At 64.8% G+C, this 22,039-nt stretch carries 19 protein-coding genes; 12 read left to right on the top strand and 7 right to left on the bottom strand.

Annotated elements, in window-relative coordinates; translation table 11 throughout:
• Window positions 1-63: 63 nt before the first annotated feature.
• Entirely contained in the window at window positions 64-1,206 is a 1,143-nt protein-coding gene (locus NMP98_RS07215) for a pyridoxal phosphate-dependent aminotransferase (RefSeq protein ID WP_254860852.1), read from the bottom strand.
• Window positions 1,203-1,691 (bottom strand): Lrp/AsnC family transcriptional regulator, encoded by a 489-nt coding sequence (locus NMP98_RS07210; RefSeq protein WP_156709335.1) that lies wholly within the window; start codon window positions 1,689-1,691, stop codon window positions 1,203-1,205. The genes NMP98_RS07215 and NMP98_RS07210 overlap by 4 nt, the downstream gene beginning before the upstream one ends.
• Before the next feature lie 169 nt (window positions 1,692-1,860).
• Between NMP98_RS07210 and NMP98_RS07205 the strand changes: the two genes are divergently transcribed.
• The 4 genes from NMP98_RS07205 (at window position 1,861) to NMP98_RS07190 (ending at window position 5,250) form a co-directional block, all read left to right on the top strand.
• Window positions 1,861-2,043, top strand: coding sequence for a DUF7317 family protein (locus tag NMP98_RS07205; protein ID WP_254860851.1), 183 nt, complete (start codon window positions 1,861-1,863; stop codon window positions 2,041-2,043).
• A gap of 45 nt (window positions 2,044-2,088) precedes the next feature.
• Window positions 2,089-3,339 (top strand): MFS transporter, encoded by a 1,251-nt coding sequence (locus NMP98_RS07200; RefSeq protein ID WP_254860850.1) that lies wholly within the window; start codon window positions 2,089-2,091, stop codon window positions 3,337-3,339.
• Window positions 3,340-3,410: 71 nt separating this feature from the next.
• A complete protein-coding gene (locus NMP98_RS07195; RefSeq protein ID WP_254860849.1) occupies window positions 3,411-3,983 on the top strand; it encodes a thioredoxin family protein in 573 nt (190 codons plus the stop codon).
• A gap of 1 nt (window position 3,984) precedes the next feature.
• Window positions 3,985-5,250 (top strand): Zn-dependent hydrolase, encoded by a 1,266-nt coding sequence (locus NMP98_RS07190; protein WP_254860848.1) that lies wholly within the window; start codon window positions 3,985-3,987, stop codon window positions 5,248-5,250.
• Here the strand turns inward: NMP98_RS07190 and NMP98_RS07185 are convergent, their stop codons facing one another.
• A complete protein-coding gene (locus NMP98_RS07185) occupies window positions 5,251-5,880 on the bottom strand; it encodes a pyroglutamyl-peptidase I (protein WP_254860847.1) in 630 nt (209 codons plus the stop codon).
• Window positions 5,881-5,930: 50 nt separating this feature from the next.
• On the opposite strand from NMP98_RS07185, the gene NMP98_RS07180 reads away from it, so the two are divergent.
• The 5 genes from NMP98_RS07180 to NMP98_RS07160 all read left to right on the top strand — a co-directional run bounded on the left by NMP98_RS07180 (window position 5,931) and on the right by NMP98_RS07160 (window position 11,432).
• Window positions 5,931-6,890, top strand: a complete 960-nt coding sequence (locus NMP98_RS07180; protein WP_254860846.1) for a mechanosensitive ion channel family protein — start codon at window positions 5,931-5,933, stop codon at window positions 6,888-6,890.
• Between the two features lie 49 nt (window positions 6,891-6,939).
• The gene (locus NMP98_RS07175) at window positions 6,940-7,596 is read left to right on the top strand and encodes an O-methyltransferase (protein ID WP_254860845.1); all 657 of its coding nucleotides are present in this window, start codon (window positions 6,940-6,942) and stop codon (window positions 7,594-7,596) included.
• A gap of 91 nt (window positions 7,597-7,687) precedes the next feature.
• Complete coding sequence (locus NMP98_RS07170; RefSeq protein ID WP_254860844.1) at window positions 7,688-9,337, top strand: long-chain fatty acid--CoA ligase; 1,650 nt, start codon at window positions 7,688-7,690, stop codon at window positions 9,335-9,337.
• A gap of 88 nt (window positions 9,338-9,425) precedes the next feature.
• Window positions 9,426-10,580 (top strand): acyl-CoA dehydrogenase family protein, encoded by a 1,155-nt coding sequence (locus tag NMP98_RS07165; RefSeq protein WP_254860843.1) that lies wholly within the window; start codon window positions 9,426-9,428, stop codon window positions 10,578-10,580.
• Window positions 10,581-10,640: 60 nt separating this feature from the next.
• A complete protein-coding gene (locus NMP98_RS07160) occupies window positions 10,641-11,432 on the top strand; it encodes an N-acyl homoserine lactonase family protein (protein WP_254860842.1) in 792 nt (263 codons plus the stop codon).
• On the opposite strand, the gene NMP98_RS07155 is transcribed toward NMP98_RS07160, so the two are convergent.
• The 4 genes from NMP98_RS07155 to NMP98_RS07140 all read right to left on the bottom strand — a co-directional run bounded on the left by NMP98_RS07155 (window position 11,429) and on the right by NMP98_RS07140 (window position 17,494).
• Entirely contained in the window at window positions 11,429-11,974 is a 546-nt protein-coding gene (locus NMP98_RS07155) for a DUF7504 family protein (protein WP_254860841.1), read from the bottom strand. The two genes, NMP98_RS07160 and NMP98_RS07155, sit on opposite strands and share 4 nt — an antisense overlap.
• 39 nt (window positions 11,975-12,013) lie before the next feature.
• A complete protein-coding gene (locus NMP98_RS07150) occupies window positions 12,014-14,479 on the bottom strand; it encodes an efflux RND transporter permease subunit (RefSeq protein ID WP_254860840.1) in 2,466 nt (821 codons plus the stop codon).
• Window positions 14,480-16,621, bottom strand: coding sequence for a COG1361 S-layer family protein (locus NMP98_RS07145; RefSeq protein WP_254860839.1), 2,142 nt, complete (start codon window positions 16,619-16,621; stop codon window positions 14,480-14,482).
• Between the two features lie 150 nt (window positions 16,622-16,771).
• Entirely contained in the window at window positions 16,772-17,494 is a 723-nt protein-coding gene (locus NMP98_RS07140) for a DICT sensory domain-containing protein (protein ID WP_254860838.1), read from the bottom strand.
• Between the two features lie 228 nt (window positions 17,495-17,722).
• Here NMP98_RS07140 and NMP98_RS07135 point away from each other — a divergent pair, with 228 nt between their 5' ends.
• From NMP98_RS07135 to NMP98_RS07125, 3 genes are all read left to right on the top strand, one after another.
• The gene (locus tag NMP98_RS07135) at window positions 17,723-19,612 is read left to right on the top strand and encodes a 2-oxoacid:acceptor oxidoreductase subunit alpha (RefSeq protein ID WP_254860837.1); all 1,890 of its coding nucleotides are present in this window, start codon (window positions 17,723-17,725) and stop codon (window positions 19,610-19,612) included.
• Window positions 19,613-19,614: 2 nt separating this feature from the next.
• A complete protein-coding gene (locus NMP98_RS07130) occupies window positions 19,615-20,550 on the top strand; it encodes a thiamine pyrophosphate-dependent enzyme (protein WP_254860836.1) in 936 nt (311 codons plus the stop codon).
• Between the two features lie 69 nt (window positions 20,551-20,619).
• On the top strand, window positions 20,620-22,008 hold the full coding sequence (locus NMP98_RS07125; RefSeq protein ID WP_254860835.1) for a cryptochrome/photolyase family protein: 1,389 nt from the start codon (window positions 20,620-20,622) through the stop codon (window positions 22,006-22,008).
• The last annotated feature ends 31 nt before the right edge of the window (window positions 22,009-22,039 follow it).

Genomic DNA, 22,039 nt, shown 5'->3' with positions numbered 1-22,039 from the left:
GCGCAGCGACCGGCCGGAGTCGTACGGTTCCCTTACTCGGGGCTTCCGACAGTAGGGGTCTCCCTACGAGATGAACCGTTCGAGTCGGTCCATCGCTTCTTTCAGTTCCTCGAGGCCGGTCGCATACGATGCTCGGAGGTGTCCGTCGGCGCCCGCGCCGAAGGCGGTCCCCGGAACCATCGCGACCTGTTCGGCTTCCAGGAGGTCCTCGGCGAACTGTTCGGCATCGTCGCCCGGACACTCCGGGAAGACGTAGAACGCGCCGGTCGCCTCGAAGCAGTCGATGCCCATCTCCTCGAACCGCGAGAGGACGAAGTTCCGACGGCGGTTGTACTGAGCGCACATCTCCTCTACGTCTTCCCGACAGTTCCGCAGCGCCTCGATGGCGGCGTACTGGGCGGTCGTCGGCGCCGACAGCATCGTGTACTGGTGGATGCGGTTCATCGCGGCGATGACTTCGCTCGGTCCCATCGCATAGCCCAGTCGGAGCCCGGTCATCGCGTAGGCCTTCGAGAAGCCGTTGAATACGATGGTTCGCTCGCGCATGCCGTCGAACTCGGCGATGGAGACGTGGTCGCCTTCGTAGGTGAGGTCGGCGTAGATTTCATCGGAGAGGACGGCCACGTCGTTCTCCCGGCAGAACTGCGCGATTTCGGCCAACTCCTCGCGGTTCATCGTCGCGCCGGTGGGGTTGTTCGGGAAGCAGTAGACGAGCAACTCGGCCTCGTCGGCGCCGGCTTCGTACAGTACCTCGGGGGTGAGTTTGAACTCGTCTTCGACGCGGGTCGGCACGTCGATTACCTCCCCGCCGGCGAAGGTGACACCCGGTTTGTAGGAGACGTAACACGGTTGGGCGACGGCGACGCTGTCGCCGGTGTTGACGAGCGCACGGAACGCGATGTCAAGCGCCTCGCTGGCCCCCGCCGTGACGAGGATTTCGTCGTCGGGGTCGTACTCGAGGTTCCAGCGGTGGGCGTCGCGGGCGATTTCCTCCCGCAACTCGCGCATCCCGCGGTTTGCGGTGTAGGAGGTCTGGCCGCGTTCCAGCGAGGTGATGGCGGCTTCTCGGGCGCCCCACGGCGCCGAGAAGTCGGGTTCGCCCACGCCGAGTGAGATGACGTCGTCCATCTCCTCGGCGAGTTCGAAGAACCGACGGATGCCGGAGGGCGGCACCTCGGCGACGCGGTCGGAGGGTCGCAGCGTCATGGCGTGACCGACAGGCGGTCGTCGTCCCCGCCGTCGTCGAAGCGGTGGCCGCTCTGTTTGTAGGTCTCCATGATGTAGTGTGTGACCGTCTGGGTGATTTCGGGCAGCGGCGCGACCTTGTCGCTGATGAATCGCGACACTTCACGCATGTTGTCGCCCTCGACTTCCAGCGCGAAGTCGTAATCCCCCGAGACGAGACGGAGTCCCTGAACTTCCGGGAAGCCGGCGAGCCGTTCGGCCACGTCCCGATAGCTCGTCTCCCGGTCCAGCGTGACGTTCAACTCGACGTGGGCCTGCACTCGCTGGTCGTCGATTTCGTCCCAGTCGACGATGGCGGTGTACCCCTGGATGACCCCCTCGGCCTCCAGCTCGTCGATGGTCGCCTCGACCTCGGCCTCGGTACGGCCCGTCAGGCGTGCGAGGTCCCCTGTGGAGTAGCGGGCGTTCTCACACAGCAACTCGAGGAGTTCGTCGGGTTGGTCCATACGGAATACGACGCTACTGCGAACTAAAACGTTGCGAGGCATCGCTACGCCGTCCCACGCTGAGGGTGTTGTTAATATAACGATTGATAATGTGGTCTGGCATATAAGGTCATGTCTTGGTATATTATCTCTCGATACTATTATTATCCCTAAGACCATCCGAACGAGTATGAGTCAGCACGCGGTTCGAACGGCGATGACGCTGTACCAGAACGGCACACTGGACCTGGAGACTGCGGCCCGACAGGCCGGCATCTCCCCCGACCGCCTCTGCCGTGCCGCCGAGCGCTTCGGCGGCGTCAGCGTCTCGCCCTGTGCCGACCCCGAACCCGTCGCCGTTCGCGCCGACTGACGGAAACCCCAACCGGCTTCATACCCCGCCCGCCAACGGTCGGGCGTGCCGCGTAGCCACGCACCGCTCGTCGTCGGTCTCGTCTCCGGCTCTCACGTCGTCAACCACGCCTATCTGCTGCTTTTCCCGCCCGCGTTCGCGCTCTTGGGTGCCGACCTTGATGCGTCGCTGGCAGAACTCGGGGTTGCCGTCGGCGTCGTCAGTCTTGTCGTCACCGCCGGCCAACTGCCGCTCGGCTACGTCTCCGACAGCTACAGTCACGCCGCAGTCCTCCTCGGTTCCCTTTCGGTCGGTACCCTCGGCTGTGCGATGGCTGCTGTCGCCCCGACCTACGAGTGGCTGCTCGTCGCCGCCGCGGTGATGGGTGTCGGCATCGCCGGCCACCACCCTGCACACTACCCACTCCTCTCGGCGGCCGTTCCGGACGCCTACCGCTCGCGTGCTTACAGTGCCCACGGGTTCACCGGCGCCGTCGGCCTCGCGGTCCCCTTCGCCGTCGTTCCGGCGAGCGTCGCCTTGGGGTACGGTTGGCGGGGCGCCTTCGGCGCAATCGCCGTCCTCGGTGCCGTCTACACCGGGGTCGCCGCCGTTGCCGTTCGACGTGTTCCGGCCTCGATTGCTCGTGCCGGTGCCCGCGCCGAGGACGACTCGCCCCCCGAATCGCTCGCCGGCCCGCCGTCGCTTTTCGGTCGACTCCGCTCGGCCACCGGCCGCCTGCTCGCCTACGGCCGAACCGTCGTCAACACCCCGATTATTCTGCTGTTGACGACGCTGTGGTTCGTCAACAGCGTCGCCGCGTGGGGGATTCGAACCTACGCTGCGACGCTTCTGGATTCGGGCTACGGTCTCCCGTCGGAACCCGCGAATCTGGTCGCCAGCGTCATGCTCGTCGTCGGCGCGGTCGTCCTCCTCGGCGGCGGGTACGTCGCCGACCGAACCGGACCGATGCCGCTTCTGTACGCCGGATACGGCTCGCTCGTCGTTCTCGCTGCCGTGTTGTCTTCGGTTGCCGTCCCGGTCGTCGCGGCGGTCGGCCTCGTGTTGGTGCTCGCCGCGACTATCGACCTCTCGCGGCCCGCCCGCTCGACGCTCACCGACCTCGCCTCCGAGCGCGGCGACGTGGGCAAGAACTTCGCGCTCATGACGGTCGGTATCTCCGGCGGTGGCGCAGTCGCCCCACCCATCTTCGGCTACTTCATCGAAACGTCCGGGGTCGGCGTCGCCTTCATCGGCGTCGCTGCTACGGCCGCTGTCGCGCTGGGACTGTCGGTTCTGCTGGCCCGACTCGTCGAGTGACGGACGCCGTCTTTTTGACGACCTTCGAGGGGTAGGGATGCGTTTAGGAGCGTGGCCGCCCAACTACGGGTATGGTCGCACTGGAATCCGAATCGGACGTACTGGACCACGGGGATTTGGCCCCGGAGTTCGAACTGGAGGGAACCGACGGCGAGACGTACACGCTCGGTGATTTCGACGACCACGACGCCCTGTTGGTCGTGTTCACCTGCAATCACTGTCCCTACGCGAAGGCGAAATACGACGCGATGAACGCCATCGCCGCCGACTACGAGGACGTGGCCGTCGTCGGTATCAACCCCAACGACGCCGAGGAGTATCCCGAGGACTCCTTCGAGAAGATGGTGGAGTACGTCGGGGCGGGCGACATCGACCTCACCGCTTACCTCCGCGACGACACACAGGACGTCGCCAAAGCCTACGGCGCGGTGTGTACGCCCGACCCCTTCCTGTTCCGAAACGACAACGACGACTTCCGACTCGTCTATCACGGTCGGTTCGACGACGCGACGAACCCCGATGAGGAGCCCTCCGGGACCCCCGGCTACGAGATTCGCGATGCAATCGAGAGCGTCCTCGCTGGCGAAGTGCCCGAGGACGAGGGCCATCCCTCTCGTGGCTGCTCCATCAAGTGGCGTGACTGACGTGGCAGACCGACCGGCCGTCGACGCCGACCGACTGTGGGCCGACCTCGAAGCGAACGGCGCCTTCGGCGCGACGGTCCGCGACCCGCCCGAGCGCTGGGGTCGAACCGTCCGCTGTGGTACCGACGCCAACCGAAAGGCGCGTGAGTACCTTCTCGAACGAATGGCGGCGGCCGACCTCGATGTCCGCGTCGATGCAGTTGGCAACGTCGCCGGTCGGTGGTCCTCCGAGAGCGCCGACCCATCCGCCGCACCTATCGCCGCCGGAAGTCACCTCGATTCGGTCCCGGAGGGTGGCATCTTCGACGGCCCACTGGGCATCTACGCTGCTCTCGAAGCCGTTCGGGCGATGCAAGATGGGGTGTTCGAACCCCAACGCCCCATCGAGGTCGTTTCTTTCACCGAGGAGGAGGGCGGTCGGTTCGCCGACGGGTTGCTCGGTTCGTCGGTCGCTGCCGGCGTCCGTAGCGTCGACGAGGCGCTCGCACTCGAAGCCGACGACGGAACGACCCTCGCTGCGGCGCTTGAAGACATAGGCTTCGCCGGCGAGGGCCGTCTCGACGCCGCCGAGTGGGACGCGTGGCTCGAACTCCACGTCGAACAGCACACCGAACTCGAATCGGCCGGCGTCCCCGTGGGCGTCGTCACGGACATCACCGGCATTACTCACTGTGAGGTCACTATCGAAGGCGATGCCGACCACGCGGGGTCGACGCCGATGGATCAGCGAACGGACGCGCTGGCGGCCGCAAGCGAGTTCGTCCTCGAAGTCGAGCGGGCCGCCGAAACCCGGACCGAAACCGACCCTGCCGCCGTCGGGACCGTCGGCAGTCTCGACGTGGCCCCGAACGCGACGAACGTCGTTCCCGGCGAGATCGAGGCGGGCCTCGACGTTCGGAGCACCGACTACGACTCGATGGAACACCTCGTCGGCGTCGCCCGCGAGGAACTGGGCCGTCTCGAAGCCGACCGCGGCGTCGATACGGCTCTCGAACGGCCGTTCGACCTCGAACCGACGCCGATGGCCGAGCGGTGTCGGACGGCACTGCACGAGACGGGCGAGGCTGCCGGCATCGAGACGCTGTCGCTTCACTCCGGGGCCGCCCACGACTCGATGTACGTCGCGGGCGTCACCGACGCCGGAATGCTGTTCGCGCCGTCCCGAGAGGGCGTCTCGCACAATCCCCGGGAGTGGACGAGCAAGGCCGACTGTGCTGACGCGACGCGCGTTCTCGCCGGGGCGCTCGCCGAGTTGGCGGGCGTCTAATCAGAGCGTTTCGAACACCGTTTCGACGGCTCGCCGCTGGTGTTCGATGGAGAGACTCGGCGGGACGGCACCGCCGCGGTGGGCGTTGTTCTCGGCTGCCTTTTCGGCTGCCATCGGCGGCGTGTACGGCAGGTGGACGAATCCCGTCGGGGCGTCGCTGTCACGTGTTTCGAGTGCCCCGAGCGTCGTGTAGGTGAGATGGTTACAGAGATGCGTCCCCGCGGTGTTCGAGAGGCGCGCGGGGATGTCCTCCGTCACGAGCGCCTTGACGCAGTCGGCGACTGGAAGCGTCGAGAACCGGGCGTCGGGACCGTCGGGGTCGATGGGTTCGTTTTCGGGGTCGGCGTCGGCGTTGTCCGGGACCGTCACCGCGTCATCGACGTTGACGGCGACTCGTTCGAGACAGACGCCGTTGCGGCCGCCGGCGAGACCACTCATGACGACTGCGTCGGGGTCGTACTCCTCAAGCAACGCGGCCATCTCGTCTGCGGCCTCGGCGAAGACGACCGGCAGCACCTCGCCGACGATTTCGTGGCCGGCAACGCGGCGGCCGTCGAAGGTCTCCGCGAGGGTCGCGCTCGGATTGGTGTCGTGGTCGCCGAACGGTTCGTAGCCGGTGAGGAGGTACATACCGTCGAGACGGCTGCCATCTTTTTAAACTCCGCCGCCGACGTTCGGGCGTGAACCGCCGTCTCGGTTACGGGTTGCTGTTGCTCGCCGGTCTCCTCACCGCCGCTTCCGGGGCCGTCCGGGGATTCGTCTTTGCCCCCCTGTCGGGGTCGTACTTCGAGGTGCCGTTGGACGTACTCATCGCACAGGGATTGCTCGTCGCGGCGGTCGGATTCGCCGCCTACGGCGGGTACCTCCTCGTGTTCGGTTTCGTCGCCGCCCGGACGACGAACAAGCGCCGTCTGCACGACCTTCGGAACGTCCTCCGGTTCGTGTTCATCGCCGCCGCGGTCGTCGGCGTGTTGGCGGTCGCCACCCGACAGTACGTCGGATTGCTGTTCTCGCTCGGCATCGTCGGCTTCGCGGTTACCTTCGCGCTCCAACAGCCGCTGTTCTCGCTCATCGGCTGGTTCTACATCATGGTCAAGCGGCCGTATCAGGTCGGCGACCGCGTCTCCATCGAGGGGTCGAAAGGCGACGTCGTCGAAGTCGACTTCCTCGTGACGACGCTGTGGGAAATCAACGGCGAGTTGGTCTCCTCACACCAACCCTCCGGGCGCATCATCACGCTCCCGAACAGCGTCGTTCTCTCCTCACACGTCCACAACTACTCCTGGGAGGGGTTCCCGTTCGTCTGGAACGAACTGACCGTACAGGTGGCCTTCGAGACGGACCTCGAGTTCGCACGCGAACTGATGGTCGAGGAGGCCGACGACTACCTCGGTGACCGAATGGCCGAGCGCATCGAAGCCTACCGGGAGCGACTCGCCGAGACTCCGGTCGAACTCGAAGTCCGGGACCGCCCGTCGGTGAACGTCGTCCAACAGGAGTCGTGGGTCGAGTTGCGACTGCGGTATCTCGTCCACCCGAGGCAGGGCTCTCGGGTCCGAAACGAACTGTACGAGCGAATCCTCGCGCGGATGAACGACAACCCCGACCGGGTGGCGTTCCCGGTGAGTCGGAGTCGCTGACACGCCGGCCACCCGTACGCTTTTCGTCGCGCCCGACGACGACGCGGGTATGACCGTCCCTGACGACGTCGAGACGTTCGCCGCCACGGTCGGCCCACGACCGGACGGCGTCCTGCGGGAGATGGACGAACGTGCCGAAGCGACCGGCTTTCCGACCGTCGGGCCCGCCGTCGGCGGGTGGCTCCAGCAACTCGCCGGCTTCGTCGGCGCCGAACGGGTCTTCGAGTTCGGGTCGGGATACGGCTACTCGGCCTATTGGTTCGCACGAGCGCTTCCCGACGACGGCGAAATCGTCCTCACGGAAATCGACGCCGACGAACTCGACGATGCCCGCCAGAACCTCGCGGCGGGCGGCTTCGAGGACATCGCCCGCTTCGAGTTGGGCGATGCCATCGACATCGTCGAGGAGTACGACGGCCCCATCGATGTCGTCCTCATCGACAACGAGAAGGACCGCTACGTCGAGGCTTTTGAGGCTGTCCGCTCGAAGGTGCCGGTCGGTGGATGCGTCGTCGCCGACAACATGACCGCCGGTCCCTTCTCCTTCGAGGAGATACACCGCCTCGTCGTCGATGGTGGCGATTCGGTCAACGATATGGCAACCGGAGTCGCGGCCTACCTCGAACACGTCCGTTCCGAGGACGCCTTCGAGACAACCCTGTTGCCGCTCGGGGAGGGACTGGCAGTGTCCCGTCGCATCGATTGAGCGGTCAGGGGCAACCTCTCGTCTGTTTTTGCCGGTATTGACATGATTCGACGTGGCAAGAACCAAGTCGGGGTCGTTCGTACTGACGGCCATGCCAGGAGGCACTGACCAGACGCTTCGACCCTTCTTGTGGCGTGCGGCGAACCTGTACCCGGACACGGAAATCGTCTCACGGACACACGAGGGTATCGAACGCTACACGTACAGCGATTATGACGACCGAACGGCGCAACTCGCAAACGCCCTCGAGGCCCACGGCATCGAGGAGGGAGACCGCGTAGCGACGTTCTGTTGGAACCACCATCGGCACTTCGAGACGTACTTCGCGGTGCCGACCATCGGCGCACAACTGCACACTATCAATCCGCTTCTGCCCGACGAGCACATCCAGTACATCGTCGACAACGCCGACGACGAACTCGTCTTCGTCGACGAGTCGCTGGCGCCGAAACTCGCACAGGCGGCCGCCGACGCCCCCGAGTTCGAGGGCGTCGACTTCGTCGTGATGTCCTCGACGGGGACGGACGCCCTTGATGCGACTCCCTACGAGGAGTTCGTCGACGGCCACTCCACGGAGTTCGACTGGCCGGTCCTCGACGAGGACCAGCCCGCCGGCATGTGTTACACCTCCGGGACGACGGGCAACCCCAAGGGCGTCGAGTACACCCATCAGATGCTGTGGAGCCACACGATGGCGTCGCTGACGCCACAGGGCATCCCGATGGCCGACGACGATGTCGTAATGCCTGTCGTGCCGATGTTCCACGTCAACGCCTGGGGGATGCCCTTCACCGCGACGGCCGCCGGTTCGAAACACGTCTATCCCGGCCCATCGCCGGACCCCGAGGACATCGTCCACCTCATCGAGGAGGAGGGCGTCACGATTTCGGCTGGCGTTCCCACCGTCTGGCTCGGCCTGATGGACTACGCCGAGGACAACGACGTGGACCTCTCGGAGTTGGATACGGTCATCGTCGGCGGCTCCGCCGCCCCTGAGTCGATGATTCGGTGGTTCGACGACCGCGATGTCGAACTGCTCCATGCCTGGGGGATGACCGAGATGTCGCCGCTGGGCTCCGTTTCCCAGTTGAAGGGCAGTCTGGAGGATGCCGACTACGAAACCCAGCTGAAACACCGCAAGAAGCAGGGTATCACGGTTCCCGGCGTCGAGTTCAAGGTCATCGACGAGAACGACGAGGAAATCGCCTGGGACGGCGAGGAGTTCGGCGAACTGTGGGTCCGCGGTCCGTGGGTCACCAAGGAGTACTTCAAGCGGCCCGAGGCCAACGAGGAGGACTTCGAGGACGGCTGGCTGAAGACCGGTGACGTGGTCACCGTCGACGAGGAGGGGTACATCCAAATCGTCGACCGCGCGAAAGACGTCATCAAATCCGGCGGGGAGTGGATTTCCTCCGTCGAGTTGGAGAACGCCATCATGGCCCACGACGACGTGGCCGAAGCCGCCGTCGTCGGCGTCCCCCACGAGAAGTGGCAGGAGCGACCGGTCGCCTTCGTCGTCGCCGGCGAGGATGCCGACACGGACACCCTCGACGAGGAAATCATGGACCTCCTGCGTGAGGACTACCCCAAGTGGTGGCTGCCGGACGCCATCGAGTACATCGACGAGGTGCCGAAAACCGCCACGGGCAAGTTCTCGAAGAAGGACATCCGCGAGGAGTACACCGATGGGTCGATTGTCGAGGGGAGCGTCCCCGAGGAAGCCGCCCCGGACGACGACTAGTACCGGAAACTCTTTCCTCAATTTTCTTTCCGACAGGCAATAGCCGGCGCTCTATATTTAACGCTGGAAACCGTACTATGTAGGTAGAATGGAACTGTTAGACGAAGCGGTCGTTCCGGAGCACGCCCGAGCGGTCAAACAGGAGGCCCGGGAGTTCGCCGCCGAGTACATCGAGCCGAACGCGGCCGACTACTACGAGACCGGTGAGTACCCCTGGGAGGTACTGGAGGCCGGGATGGACGCCGGCCTCGTCGCACAGGACATCGGCGAGGAGTACGGCGGTCGCGGCTTCGACGTCCACGAGATTCTCGCCATCGCCGAGGAGTTCTACCGCGCGGACGCCGGTATCGCCCTGACGCTACAGTTGGCGAGTTTCGGGACGAAAATCACCGAAGAGTACGGCACCGACGAACAGAAAGAGCAGTACCTCCGACCGGTCGCCGAGAACGACCAACTGTCGGGGTTGGCCGTCTCGGAACCCGAAACCGGGTCGGACCTCGCGGGCATGGAAACCACCGCCGAGAAAGACGGCGACGAGTGGGTACTGAACGGCGAGAAGTACTGGGTCGGCAACGGCGTCGAAGCCGACTGGGTGACGGTGTACGCACGGACGGGCGACGATTCGGACGACCCCTACAGCAACTTCTCGCTGTTCATCGTTCCCACCGACACCGACGGCTACGACGCCGAACACATCCCCGAGAAGATGGGGTTCCGCGCCTCCAAACAGGCCCACATCGAGTTCAACGACGCACGCATTCCCGAGGAGAATGTCATCGGCGCCGAGGGAACGGGCTTCTATATGCTCGCGGAGTTCTTCAACTACGGCCGCGTCGTCGTCGGTGGCCACGGCCTCGGCTTGGCCGCGGCGGCCATCGAAGAGACCGCCGACTTCGTCCACGGCCGGAAAGCCTTCGACCGCAACGTCAGCGAGTTCCAGAAGGTCCAACACATCCTCGCGGACATGCTGACGGAGTTCAACGCCGCCCGGACGCTCAACTGGCAGGCCGCCGACCGCGTTGCCGAGAAGGACAACGCCGGCCTGTGGGCCGCACAGGCGAAGGTGAAATCCACCGAGACGGCGAACATGTGTGCCGAACGCGGGATGCAGCTCCACGGCGGCCGCTCGGTGTTGGTCGAGAACCGCATTTCCCGAGTGTACCGCGACGTTCGGATTCCCGTCATCTACGAGGGCGCAAACGAGATTCAGCGTAATCTCATCTACGGACAGGCCCAGTGGTAGTCGCCCCGAGGAACGGACCGCCGCGACAACACTCTTGGCCGGTCCGGACGTAAGACCGGCATGGACATTCACGTCCTCGACCGTGGCCGTATCCACGCCGATTTGAACTTCGCTTTGGACGGCGAAGTCGCCGCAGTACACAGCGACCGCAACCCCGACCTCCAGTACACCGAGTTCGCCGTCTGGAACCTCGTCGTCGACCATCCCGAGGCGACGATACTGTGGGATACCGGTTCACACCCCGAAGCGGCCGACGGCTACTGGCCCGCCCCGCTGTATGAGGCCTTCGCCCACCCCGACGCCGCTGACCGCGACCTCGAAACCGCTCTCGCCGATGTCGGGTACTCCGTCGAGGACATCGACTGTGTGATTCAGTCACACCTGCATCTCGACCACGCCGGCGGCCTGTATCACTTCGACGGGACGGACGTGCCAATCTACGTCCACCGTCGGGAACTCGAACACGCCTACCTGTCCGCAAAGTCGACGGCTGGCGGCGACGCCTACCTCGCCTCCGATTTCGACCACGAGTTGAACTGGCAAATCGTCGACCAGCCACGATACCAACTCTTCGACGGCGTCGAGTTACTGCACCTGCCGGGCCACACGCCTGGACTGCTCGGTGCGCTGTTCGAACGGGAGGGGGATGAAAACGTCCTCGTCGCCGGTGACGAGGCGTTCCTCGCGCCGAACTACGAGGAGAGCCGTTCGATGGGCGCCAGTCTGCTGTACGATTCGCGGGCCTACGAGGAGAGCCGGCAGTTCCTGAAGGACCTCGAACGGCGCTACGATGCCCGCGTCATCTACGGCCACGACCCCGAGCAGTTCGAGCGGATTCGCGACGGGCTCTAGCGCGGCTGCCAGCCCTCGGGGGCGCCCGGTGCGTCGACCCGGGCACGCTCGCCGTCGGCGTCGAGTTCGATGCGGCCGTCGAACAACTGTTCGAACGTTCGGACGGTCTGTTCGTGGTGGGCGTCGGGCGTCATCGCGAACACGCCGAGGCCGTCGTTGCGTCGGATGTGGGCCGTCAGCACGCTGAGAAACCGGAATACGGAGGCGTCCTCGGCGTAGTACAGAAGCGTCGTCACGGAGTCGATGAAGACGGCCGGAGACGACGAACGCTTCAGAAACTCCGAGACGGGCATCGAAATCCCAGTCAGGTCTCCCGGCGTGCTCACCTCGTCGCTCGTCGGCGTACAGTAGAGCACCGACGACAGCGACGCCGTCGCCTCGGTCGGCGTCGCGTTCTCGCCGTGCGTCGCCGAGACGAGAAGCGTCTCGCCGGCTCTGGCGTCGCCGACGGCGTTGCTGAACGCCGACACGCCGCCCATTGGTGGCGCATACAGGATGTAGCTGTTGGCTTCGCCGGCGAGCCACTCGGAGATAGATGCCACGTGTTCTCTCCTACGGAGACGCCACGCAAAGTGTTTTCCTCACGTCGAGGCGTCGTCGAACACCCGCGCCCAGATGACGAGCACCGACGGCAACACGAACAGCGAGGCGAGATACGAGTAGAACACCGACATCCCGGTGAGGATGCCGAACTGGCCGATGGCGGGGAAGATAGACAACACCAGCACGCCGATGCCGAACACCGTCGTGAGCATGCTTCCGGTCAGTGCTCCGCCGGTGCCGCGGACGGTCTTTTCGAGTGCCTCGTAGACGCCGCGGTCGAGTTCCTCGTACTCGTCGGCGAAGCGGTGGACGATGTGGACCGAGTAGTCGATGCCGAGACCTATCGTGATAGCGAGAATGGTCGCGGTGAAGGCGTTGAACGACAGGCCGAACAGTCGCATCGACCCGGCGACCATCGCGACGGTCACGACGATGGGTGTGATGTTCGCCAACCCCAGTGAGGCCCGCCCGAGCAACAGCCAGTAGATGAACACGAGGAAGACGGCGGTTCCACCGAGGGCGACGGCGAGGCTCACGACGGCCGACTGGAGAATGATGTCGGAGACGGCTTGGAAGACGACGGTGTTGCCGGTCGCCGTCGCATCGAAGCGCTGGCGGTCGGCGATGTCCCGGGCGTCGTCCGTAATCTCCTGTTGGGTGGCGTCGGATTCCACCGAGTAGACGATTCGGGCACTCCGGCGGTCTTCGGTCATGTACTGGGCGGCCTGTCCGCTTGCGGGGGAGTCATACAGGTAGTCGTAGACGTCACCGAGGTTTTGGTCGGGAATCCCGTCGTCGTCGATGTCGTTGCGGTCGACGAGGCGCCGGAACTCGGGGTCGCGCTCGGCGTGGCTGTCGATGACGGTGATGATGCTCGTCTCTGAGGCGTACCGGCCGTCTCGAATGAAGGCATCGGGTGGGTCCTCGCCGGCACGGCGCATCGATTCCAGCGCCGCTGGCTGTTCCATTGGTCCTTCGACGTACACCGTCACCGTGTCGCTTTGCCCGGATTCGAAATTCTCCTCTAAGAAGTTAATCGTCGCCGTCACGGTGTACTCGCCCGGTGCGAGGGGTTCTGGCACGTAGTCGTAGTACCCCGGTGAGTCCTCCGGTGGGAGGAAGTCCTCGTCCTCGAAGGTGGTACTGATGCCGGTTGCGTAGCCGGCGGCCACGCCGCTGACGAGCAACAGGACGACGACGAACGCAATCGGTGCGATTCGGGCGACTTTGACGCCGGCCGTCTGGAAACCGCCGAGTATCGACCCCTCCGACCCGAGCGGCGTGGTGGCGAACGTCGGAATCGGGTACTTCTGTCGAGCGTGGTCGAGTTTTACCTTCGCCGCCGGCAGGAATATCCCGAACACCAAGAAGGTGAACACGATGCCAACGGCGGCGACGATCCCGAACTCGCGTATCGGCGGAAGACTACTCGTGAGGTTCGCCGCAAACCCGATGACGGTCGTCCCCGTCACGATGAAGAAGGCGACCAACACCTGGTCGGTCGTCGTCGACATCGACTCGACGATGCCGAATCCTTTGACTTGCTCTTCGCGATACCGGTTCACTGCGTGGATACCGAAGTCGATACCGACCGCCAACAGCAGCGGCGGAACCGAAATGAGCATCTGGCTGAAGGGGATGCCGACCAACCCCATGAACCCGAACGTCCAAACCAAGGCGATGAGCAGCGAGACCACGCCCAACAGTAGGTCCGCGAGGTCACGGTAGGAGACGAACAGGAACAGCGTGATGAGCAACACCGCCGCCGGGATGACGAGCGCGAGGGTATCACCGATGACGGCACCGAACTCCGCGGCGGTGATGCCGGCACCGAAGACCGTGATGTCGCTCCCGACCGAATTCGCGATAGTTCGAGCCTCCTGCTGAATCGGCGTCAACGGACTGGAGCCGCCCTGTCCCGCGCTGCTGGAGAGACCCGCCGGGATGTCGTGGCTCACGACGCCGATAGTCGCTGACGCCGACGCCGACTGGCGATTGTAGTCGTTCGACAACAGCCCGGAGAAACGCGTGTTCGTCTCGTCTGCCCGTCGCACCGCACGCTGTATCTCGGTGTCGGTCGCCGCCTCGATGGCCTGCTGTTGTTGTTCGGGCGTCGTCGCTTGCGGGTCGAGTTGCTGGGCGACGATTGCGGCGGCGCTTGAGGTACTCGAGACGCGCAACCCCGGTCGGTCGGCCATCTGCTCTTGGACCTCCAGCATCCGGAGCATCGCGTCCCGCGAGAGGACGTTTTCGCTGTCCTGTATCAGTTGGGTGCTGCCGCTGTCGGCGCCGAACGCCGGCGAGAACTTCTGGTTGACCTCGTCGAACGCTTCCTGTGCCGGCGTGTTCTCGGCGAACTGTTGGGTGCCGGCGCTCGTCGAAACGCCACCGAGGCCGACCACGAACAGCCCCGTGACCAGCAGGAACGCGAGGATGACGGTTCCCGGGCGCTGGGTGATGTAGTGGTCAAGCCGGTCGATGTACGGCTGATAGTCGACCGCCATCTATCGCCGCCGACGGAGCCGCAGTGCCAGCGGTGCGAGCGGGACGAGCAACAGCGGGGCGAATCCGAGTGCGCTCGTGGGGGCAACCGACCCGAACAGCCCGCCGCTGGACTCCTGCACCGAGACCGGCACGCGATAGCTCTCCGAGAGCCGCGTCTCACCAGCGGCATCGACGTACTGGAAGTCGACGGAGACGGGGTAGTCCTTCTGCATCGCCGACCCGGACGCCGACACGCGGAACGGCACCTCCACCGTTTCACCGGGTTCGAGTTCGGCGATGAACGCTTCGTCGTCGCTCGTCGACAGCGGCGAGGAGGCGAACAACTTCGCCGACACGTCGGTGACCGTCTCGTTCCGCTGGTTCGTCACTGCGAGGACGATTCGGTTCTCTCCGCCCGCAGAGAGGTTCGTGTTCTGGGCCTCGACGCCGAAGACGTCGCGGCGCGGGTCGATGGACTGACGGAACTGAATCGGGTCGGCCTGCCGTTCGTCGTCGTCGAGCGTCTCGTAGTTCGTCCGCAGCGAGAACCGCCGTGGTCCCGAGCGGGCCGCGCTCGCGACCTCCACGTCGAAGGCAACCTCGACGGATTCGCCTGCATCGAGGTCACCCAACGCGACCTCGCGTTCGAGCACTTCGACGTTCCGGTTCGGCGGGTCAAGGGTCACGACGACGTTCTCGACCGCGTTGGGGCCCACGTTGGTGAACGTCCCGCGGAGCGTCCCGTCCTGTGAGACCCGGAGCGAAGAGTCGACGTTCTCGAAGGTGAACGTCTGGTCGTCGTCGGGGACGACACCGACGGTGTTACGCTGGGTCGCACCGGTCGTCTCGTCGGTGTCGTAGCCGATGGCCATGTCGACTGCGTACCCTCGGGTGCGTGCGTTTTCGGCGAACTGCCCGCCGACTGTCACGGTGCGCTGTTCCCCCGGTGCGATGCTGCCGAGGTAGGCGCTGGCCGAGCCGCTCGCGGCGCCGAAGGTGAGTCCGGCCTCCCGGGAGGTGAGGTCGACGGTCACGTCCTCGAGGGACTCCCCACCGGTGTGTTCGAGCGTGATACCGATTTCGCCCTGTTCGCCGGGGCCGGCTGTCGAATCGACCTCCGCGACGGCCAGTACGCCACCGGTGTCTGGCGTGATGACGACCGTCGAACGGCTCGTGAACGGCACGTCGTCGTCGTCGGTGTACTCGATCGACAGCGACGCCGGCAACGCCCGGATTCCGGCGCCGTCGGTGACACTGCCCGACAGCGTGACGGTTCGGTTCTCACCGGGCTCCCAGCGGTCGACGTAGGCCTCACTCGACCCCGAGGTGCCCAACTGAAGGTCCTCGGTGAGCGATTCGAGGCCCACGACCGCGTCGTTGGCCGCCGCCTCGCCGGCGTTCGTCAATTCGAGTTCGACGGCCCCGGTGTCGCCCGGGGCGGGGGCGCTCACGTCTCGAATCTCGATGTCGGCCTCCTCGTCGACGACAACCTTGACGGTGCGGCGAACGTTCTCCGTCTCGTCGCGCTGGGAGTTCTGTCCGCGCTCTCCGACGAACTCAGAGTACTTGTATCGAACACGGACCGGAATCTCGTACGTTCCGGGGTCGGCGTTCTCGGCGACGGTGAGTTGAACTCCCACTGGTACCGCAGCGCCGTCTTGGACGGCCCCGACGGCGACTTCTCCGGAACGAACCGTAATCGGTCCTTTATCGAGGGGTTCGATGGTCAGCCCACGGGCCGTCGTGGCGCGCTGTTCTCTCTGCGGATTGTTGCTTCCCGACTGTATCTCGCCGCGGTTGATGACGCTCACCTGCAGTTGCGTCGTCTCACCGGCAGAGAGGCGGTTGTCTCCGGCGGTGAGCGAAATATTGGGTTCGCCAGTGACGTTGGCGGCGGCCGGTGCGGCGAAAAGCGGCGCGAAAACCGAAGCAAAAAGGGCAATCGAGAGAACGACGGCGGCAATGCGAGACGCTTCCGGTGGGGACATGCGTCGATACAGTCCCGCCGTCCACTTAGTTACCCGTCCATCGAGGGAGAAGACTGTCCGAGCGTCGGCGTCGGACGCTTCTCCATGTCGATGCTCGTTGGGGCTTCCTCCCCCCTTCGGCACCGGTTCCTGCCGGTTTCTGTCGCCGCCGTCTCCACGACGGATTCGGCTCATGAATTACCTACCGTTCGGTAGGTAATTATCGACTGGCGGGTGTCCTCCGGGTCAGACGGGAAGATTTCGACTGGTTCGTGGGGCATGGCCATCTACTGGCTGCTATCTCCGGAACGTCTGTCGGTCCGTCTCACCGAGTCCGCTGGGGGTCTACTGTTCGACGAGGCCGTACGTCGATTCGAGGTGGTCGATAATCCAATCGACCGTGTCGGGGTCGTAGGTCCAGAAGCCATAGAACGCACGCGGTTCCCGCTCCTCGGCGAGCAGCGCACACTTGTTGACATCGACGCCGGCGCCGTCGTAGGCGACGAACCACGACCGCTCGATTTCCTCGGCACGCTCGACGTGAATCGTGAGGTCGGTGTCGTGTTCCGGCACGTCGGTGTCCGGAGCGCCGTAGGCGTGGACGTCGAGGCTCCCCTTCTCTGCGAGTTGCTCGTAGATGTCCATCTGGTCTTCGAGGATGGAGAGCTGTTGGAATCCCGAGTGAAGCGTCCCTTTCCCGACGCGCCACGCGCGGTCCTCGATTTCCCGGGAGGCGGCGACCATCTGCTCGATGTCGTAGGAGGTGAACATCGTCTCATCGAGGTGGTCGAGGATGGGACGGTACGCCTCCCCATCGAACCCCGGGTCGGTTTCGCTGTCGTCCGGGTCCAGAACCGTCTCGAGGTTCGTAGCCGTAACGAACGTGTCGTCCTCCGAGAGAACGACGAACGAGGCCGGCTTGCCGCTGGGCGTCCGCTCGGCTGACACCGAGAGGTTCCGGTCTCGGAACTGCTCTCGGAGGGATGAAGCGGCGTTATCGGGTGCGTTGTACACCGTGAGCCGCTTTTCGTGATCTTCGACCCCCGTAATAAGCTCGGTGAGAGACATTCGCTCTAGGGATACCACGCAATTCCGAGTAATAAGCCTGTGGTCGCGTCGTCACGGCCGGCCCGCATTCGGCCTCCTCTCGAGCACGACGGACCGGCCAAAACCCAACCACTCAGGCGGTGTTTAAACACCTTTATCATTATTAATCCATGCTAATACGTAGCAAACGCTTTAGTCCGCGGCCGACCAACTCCGAGTAAGGCGCCCGACGTGGGCGCGGTGATAGATATGACACAGGAACTCGTCTGGCGAATCGCGGGAGGTTCCGGCGACGGAATCGACTCGACGAGCCAGAACTTCGCGAAGGCGCTGATGCGGTCGGGACTGGACGTATTCACCCATCGACACTATCCGTCGCGCATCCGCGGCGGCCACACGTACGTCGAAATCCGGGCCGGTCCCGAACCGGTACGCTCCCGCGGGGACGGCTACAACTTCCTGTTGGCGCTGGGTGACTCCTTCGCCCGCAACCCACAGGAAGACGCTTACTACGGCAACGAGGAGGTGAAACCGCTCGCCGAGAACCTCGACGAACTCCGCGAAGGTGGCGTCATCGTCTACGACGAAGGACTCGTCGACATCGACGACGTGCCCGACTTCGAGCAACGCGTCGAGGAGAACGGCTGGCACGTTTACCCGATGGACCTCCGGGCCATCGCACGCGAACACGGTCGGGAAGTGATGCGCAACACCGCCGGCGTCGGTGCGACCGCGGCGCTTCTGGAGTACGACATGGAGCACATCCAGGGGCTCATGGAAGACCGAATGAGCGGCGAGGTGCTCCAAGCGAACCTCGACATCCTCCAGATGGTGTACGACGAGGTCGAGGAGATGGAGTTCTCCCACGACCTCCGGATGCCGGAGGGGAGCCACGACGAAGAGCAGGTGTTGCTCTCCGGGTCCAACGCCATCGCCTACGGCGCAATCGACGAGGGCTGTCGGTTCATCGCCGGCTACCCCATGACGCCGTGGACCGAGGTGTTTACGCTGATGACTCAACACCTCCCCGAAATCGGCGGCATCTCCGAGCAGGTCGAAGACGAAATCGCCGCCGCGGCGCTGGCGCTCGGCGCCTCCCACGCCGGCGTGAAGGCCATGTCCGGCTCCTCGGGCGGCGGCTTCGCCCTGATGTCGGAACCGCTCGGCCTCGCCGAAATGACCGAGACGCCCGTCGTGTTGGTCGAGGCGATGCGGGCCGGCCCCTCGACGGGGATGCCGACGAAACCCGAACAGGCCGACCTCGAACACGTCCTCTACACGAGTCAGGGCGACTCCTCGCGAGTTGTCTTCGCGCCCGGCAACGTCGCCGAAGCCTACGACCAGACCCGTGCGGCCTTCCGAATCGCCTACGACTACCAACTGCCGGCTATCGTCCTCTACGACCAGAAACTCTCCGGAGAACTCCGGAACGTCGACGAGTCGTTCTTCGACCGCGAGCCGAACCCCGACCTCGGGTCGACGCTGTCCGAGGAGGAAATCGCCGAGGCCGCCCACCACGCCTCCGGGAAGTTCCAGCGGTTCCAACACGACCCCGACAACGACAAGGGCGTCTCGCCCCGCTCGATTCCGGGCCAGAAGGACGGCCGATTCCTCGCGACCGGCAACGAACACACTCCGGAGGGCCACATCAGCGAAGACCCCGAAAATCGGGTGGCTCAACTCAGCCGGCGTCGGCGGAAACTCGAATCCATCCGCGAGGAACTCGACGCCGAGGAATCGAGTCATCAGACGTATCACGGCCCCGACGACGCCGACTACGGCATCATCACCTTCGGCAGCCAACAGGGGACCGTCCTCGAAGCCGTCGACCGGCTGAACGACGCCGGCCACGACGTGCGCGCGCTGGGCGTCTCGGACATGATGCCGTTCCCGGACGCCGAGATGACCGAGTTCCTCGAGTCGGTCGAGGAGGCGATGGTCGTCGAGATGAACGGGTCGGCGCAGTTCCGTGGACTGATACAGAAGGAGTTGGGGCGGTTCGGGCCGAAACTGAACAGTCTGCTGAAGTACAACGGTGACCCCTTCGAGCCACACGAGGTCGTCGAGGGGTCCGAAGCGATTATCGAGGGCGACGAACCCGCACCGACGACGGAGTTCGTCCCCGCGGCAGGTGATTGACCATGAGTGCCTTCAACGCAATCGGAGAGAACCGAGAAGTAGAGCGCGAGGAGTTCACGCCCGGCATCGAGCCACAGGCGACGTGGTGTCCCGGCTGTGGTGACTTCGCCGTCCTGAAGTCGCTGAAAGGCGCCATGTCGGACCTCGGGAAGAGCCCCGACGAGATACTGCTCGCGACGGGCATCGGCTGTTCGGGCAAACTGAGCAGCTACTTCGAGAGCTACGGCTTCCACACCATCCACGGCCGGTCGTTGCCCATCGCACGAGCGGCCAAACTCGCCAATCCCGACCTCGAAGTCATCGCCGCGGGCGGCGACGGCGACGGCTACGGCATCGGCGGCAACCACTTCATGCACACCGCCCGGGAGAACCACGACATGACCTACATCGTGTTCAACAACGAGATTTTCGGGTTGACGAAGGGCCAGACCTCGCCCACCAGCCCGAAGGGTCACAAATCGAAGACCCAACCCCACGGGTCGGCGAAGGACCCGATTCGCCCGCTGTCGCTGGCGCTGACTTCGGGGGCGTCCTACGTCGCCCGGACCGCCGCCGTCAATCCGAATCAGGCACAGGAAATCCTCACCGAGGCAATCGAACACGACGGCTTCGCCCACGTCGATTTCCTCACCCAGTGTCCGACCTGGAACAAGGACGCCAAACAGTACGTCCCCTACGTCGACGTCCAGCAGAACGACGACTACGACTTCGACATCACGGACCGCAAGGAGGCCGCCGAGATGATGTACGAGACCGAGTCGGCGCTGTACGAGGGGAAAGTGCTGACTGGCCGGTTCTACCACGACGAGAACCGCCACTCCTACGGCTCCGAGAAGCGCTCCGTCGGCGAGATGCCCGACGAGCCGCTGGCCGAACGCTACCACGACGACGACTACGAGTGGGAGCGCAGTTACGACCTGCTGGACGCCCACAAGTAGGCCTGCCTCGAACTCCCGCAAACCACCGGGACCCCGACCTTTACACCTCGACCGTTCGACTTCTCGACAATGCGACTCCACTGGCATCGGCGGGACCTCCGGGTCGCCGACAACCGCGGCCTTGCCGACCCCGCCGAACCGGCGGCTGGCGTCTTCGTCTTCGACGACGAACTGCTGGGCCACGCCGCACCCCCACGAGTGGCGTTCATGCTGGACGCCCTCGAATCGTTGCGCGAGGCCTATCGCGAGAACGGGTCGGAGCTGTTCGTCCGCCACGGCGACCCGGCGGGGGTACTGCCGGCGCTGGCCGCCGACTACGGCGTCGATGTCGTCTCTTGGAACCGCGATTACTCCGGGCTGGCACAGCGGCGCGACGACCACGTCTCCGAGGAACTCAAAGACGACGGCGTGACACCACAGAAGTTCCACGACGCCATCTGTCACGAACCCGGCTCCATCACGACCAACGCTGGCGACCCCTATTCGGTGTACACCTACTTCTGGAAGAAGTGGCGCGACCGCGAGAAGGATGACCCCCGAGCGGTGCCGGAACTCGCCGAGGTGACAGACGACGAGCCGATTCCGACGCTCGCCGAGTTGGGCTTCGAGGAACCGAGCGCCGACGTTCCGCCCGCGAGCACCGAAGCGGCCCGTGAACTGCTGGAGGAGTTCCTCACGGACGACGTGTTCCGGTACGACGACCGCCGCGATTACCCGGCTGAGGGCTGTACCTCGCGGCTCTCGCCGCACCTGAAGTTCGGGACCATCGGCATCCGGGAGGTCGACGAACGGGTCCGTGAGGTTCGTGACTCGATGTCCGGCGAAAAGCGCGAGTCGGTCACCGAGTTCCGCTCGCAGTTGGCCTGGCGGGAGTTCTACACCCACGTCCTCTACTTCAATCCCGAGGTGGTGAGAGAGAACTACAAGTCCTACGAGAACGCCATCGAGTGGGACGACGACGAGGACCTCCTCGAGGCGTGGAAACGCGGTGAGACGGGGTATCCCATCGTCGATGCAGGGATGCGCCAACTGCGAGAGGAGGCGTACATGCACAACCGCGTGCGGATGATAGTGGCATCCTTCCTGACGAAGGACCTCCTCTGCGACTGGCGGCACGGCTACGACCACTTCCGGGAGCGGTTGGTCGACCACGACACCGCAAACGACAACGGCGGCTGGCAGTGGGCCGCCTCGACGGGGACCGACGCTCAACCGTACTTTCGTATCTTCAATCCGATGACGCAGGGCGAACGCTACGACCCCGACGCCGAGTACATCCGCGAGTACGTGCCCGAACTGCGGGACACCGACCCCGAAATCGTCCACTCCTGGCACGAGTGTTCGCCGACACAGCGAGCCAACGCCGCCCCCGAGTACACGGACCCGATAGTCGACCACAGCGAACGCCGCGAGCAGGCGCTTGCGATGTTCGAGCGGGCGAGGGGCGAGGACGACTGAGCATCGCGAAGGAGTCCTCGAGGCGGAGCGG

This window comes from Natronomonas gomsonensis (genome assembly GCF_024300825.1).
In the GTDB taxonomy this organism is placed as follows: Archaea; Halobacteriota; Halobacteria; order Halobacteriales; family Haloarculaceae; genus Natronomonas; species Natronomonas gomsonensis.
Note: the sequence above shows the minus strand (reverse complement) of the source record. Positions and strands in the feature narration are given on the sequence as shown.

Bases quoted from the DNA above. Each gene is read 5' to 3' on its own strand.
- NMP98_RS07165 (WP_254860843.1), top strand. From the start codon at position 9,426: ATGGAACTGTTAGACGAAGCGGTCGTTCCGGAGCACGCCCGAGCGGTC.
- NMP98_RS07140 (WP_254860838.1), bottom strand. From the start codon at position 17,494: ATGTCTCTCACCGAGCTTATTACGGGGGTCGAAGATCACGAAAAGCGG.
- NMP98_RS07160 (WP_254860842.1), top strand. From the start codon at position 10,641: ATGGACATTCACGTCCTCGACCGTGGCCGTATCCACGCCGATTTGAAC.
- NMP98_RS07145 (WP_254860839.1), bottom strand. From the start codon at position 16,621: ATGAGCCGAATCCGTCGTGGAGACGGCGGCGACAGAAACCGGCAGGAA.
- NMP98_RS07185 (WP_254860847.1), bottom strand. From the start codon at position 5,880: ATGTACCTCCTCACCGGCTACGAACCGTTCGGCGACCACGACACCAAT.
- NMP98_RS07135 (WP_254860837.1), top strand. From the start codon at position 17,723: ATGACACAGGAACTCGTCTGGCGAATCGCGGGAGGTTCCGGCGACGGA.
- NMP98_RS07175 (WP_254860845.1), top strand. From the start codon at position 6,940: ATGACCGTCCCTGACGACGTCGAGACGTTCGCCGCCACGGTCGGCCCA.
- NMP98_RS07215 (WP_254860852.1), bottom strand. From the start codon at position 1,206: ATGACGCTGCGACCCTCCGACCGCGTCGCCGAGGTGCCGCCCTCCGGC.
- NMP98_RS07170 (WP_254860844.1), top strand. From the start codon at position 7,688: ATGCCAGGAGGCACTGACCAGACGCTTCGACCCTTCTTGTGGCGTGCG.
- NMP98_RS07195 (WP_254860849.1), top strand. From the start codon at position 3,411: ATGGTCGCACTGGAATCCGAATCGGACGTACTGGACCACGGGGATTTG.
- NMP98_RS07130 (WP_254860836.1), top strand. From the start codon at position 19,615: ATGAGTGCCTTCAACGCAATCGGAGAGAACCGAGAAGTAGAGCGCGAG.
- NMP98_RS07150 (WP_254860840.1), bottom strand. From the start codon at position 14,479: ATGGCGGTCGACTATCAGCCGTACATCGACCGGCTTGACCACTACATC.
- NMP98_RS07205 (WP_254860851.1), top strand. From the start codon at position 1,861: ATGAGTCAGCACGCGGTTCGAACGGCGATGACGCTGTACCAGAACGGC.
- NMP98_RS07210 (WP_156709335.1), bottom strand. From the start codon at position 1,691: ATGGACCAACCCGACGAACTCCTCGAGTTGCTGTGTGAGAACGCCCGC.
- NMP98_RS07125 (WP_254860835.1), top strand. From the start codon at position 20,620: ATGCGACTCCACTGGCATCGGCGGGACCTCCGGGTCGCCGACAACCGC.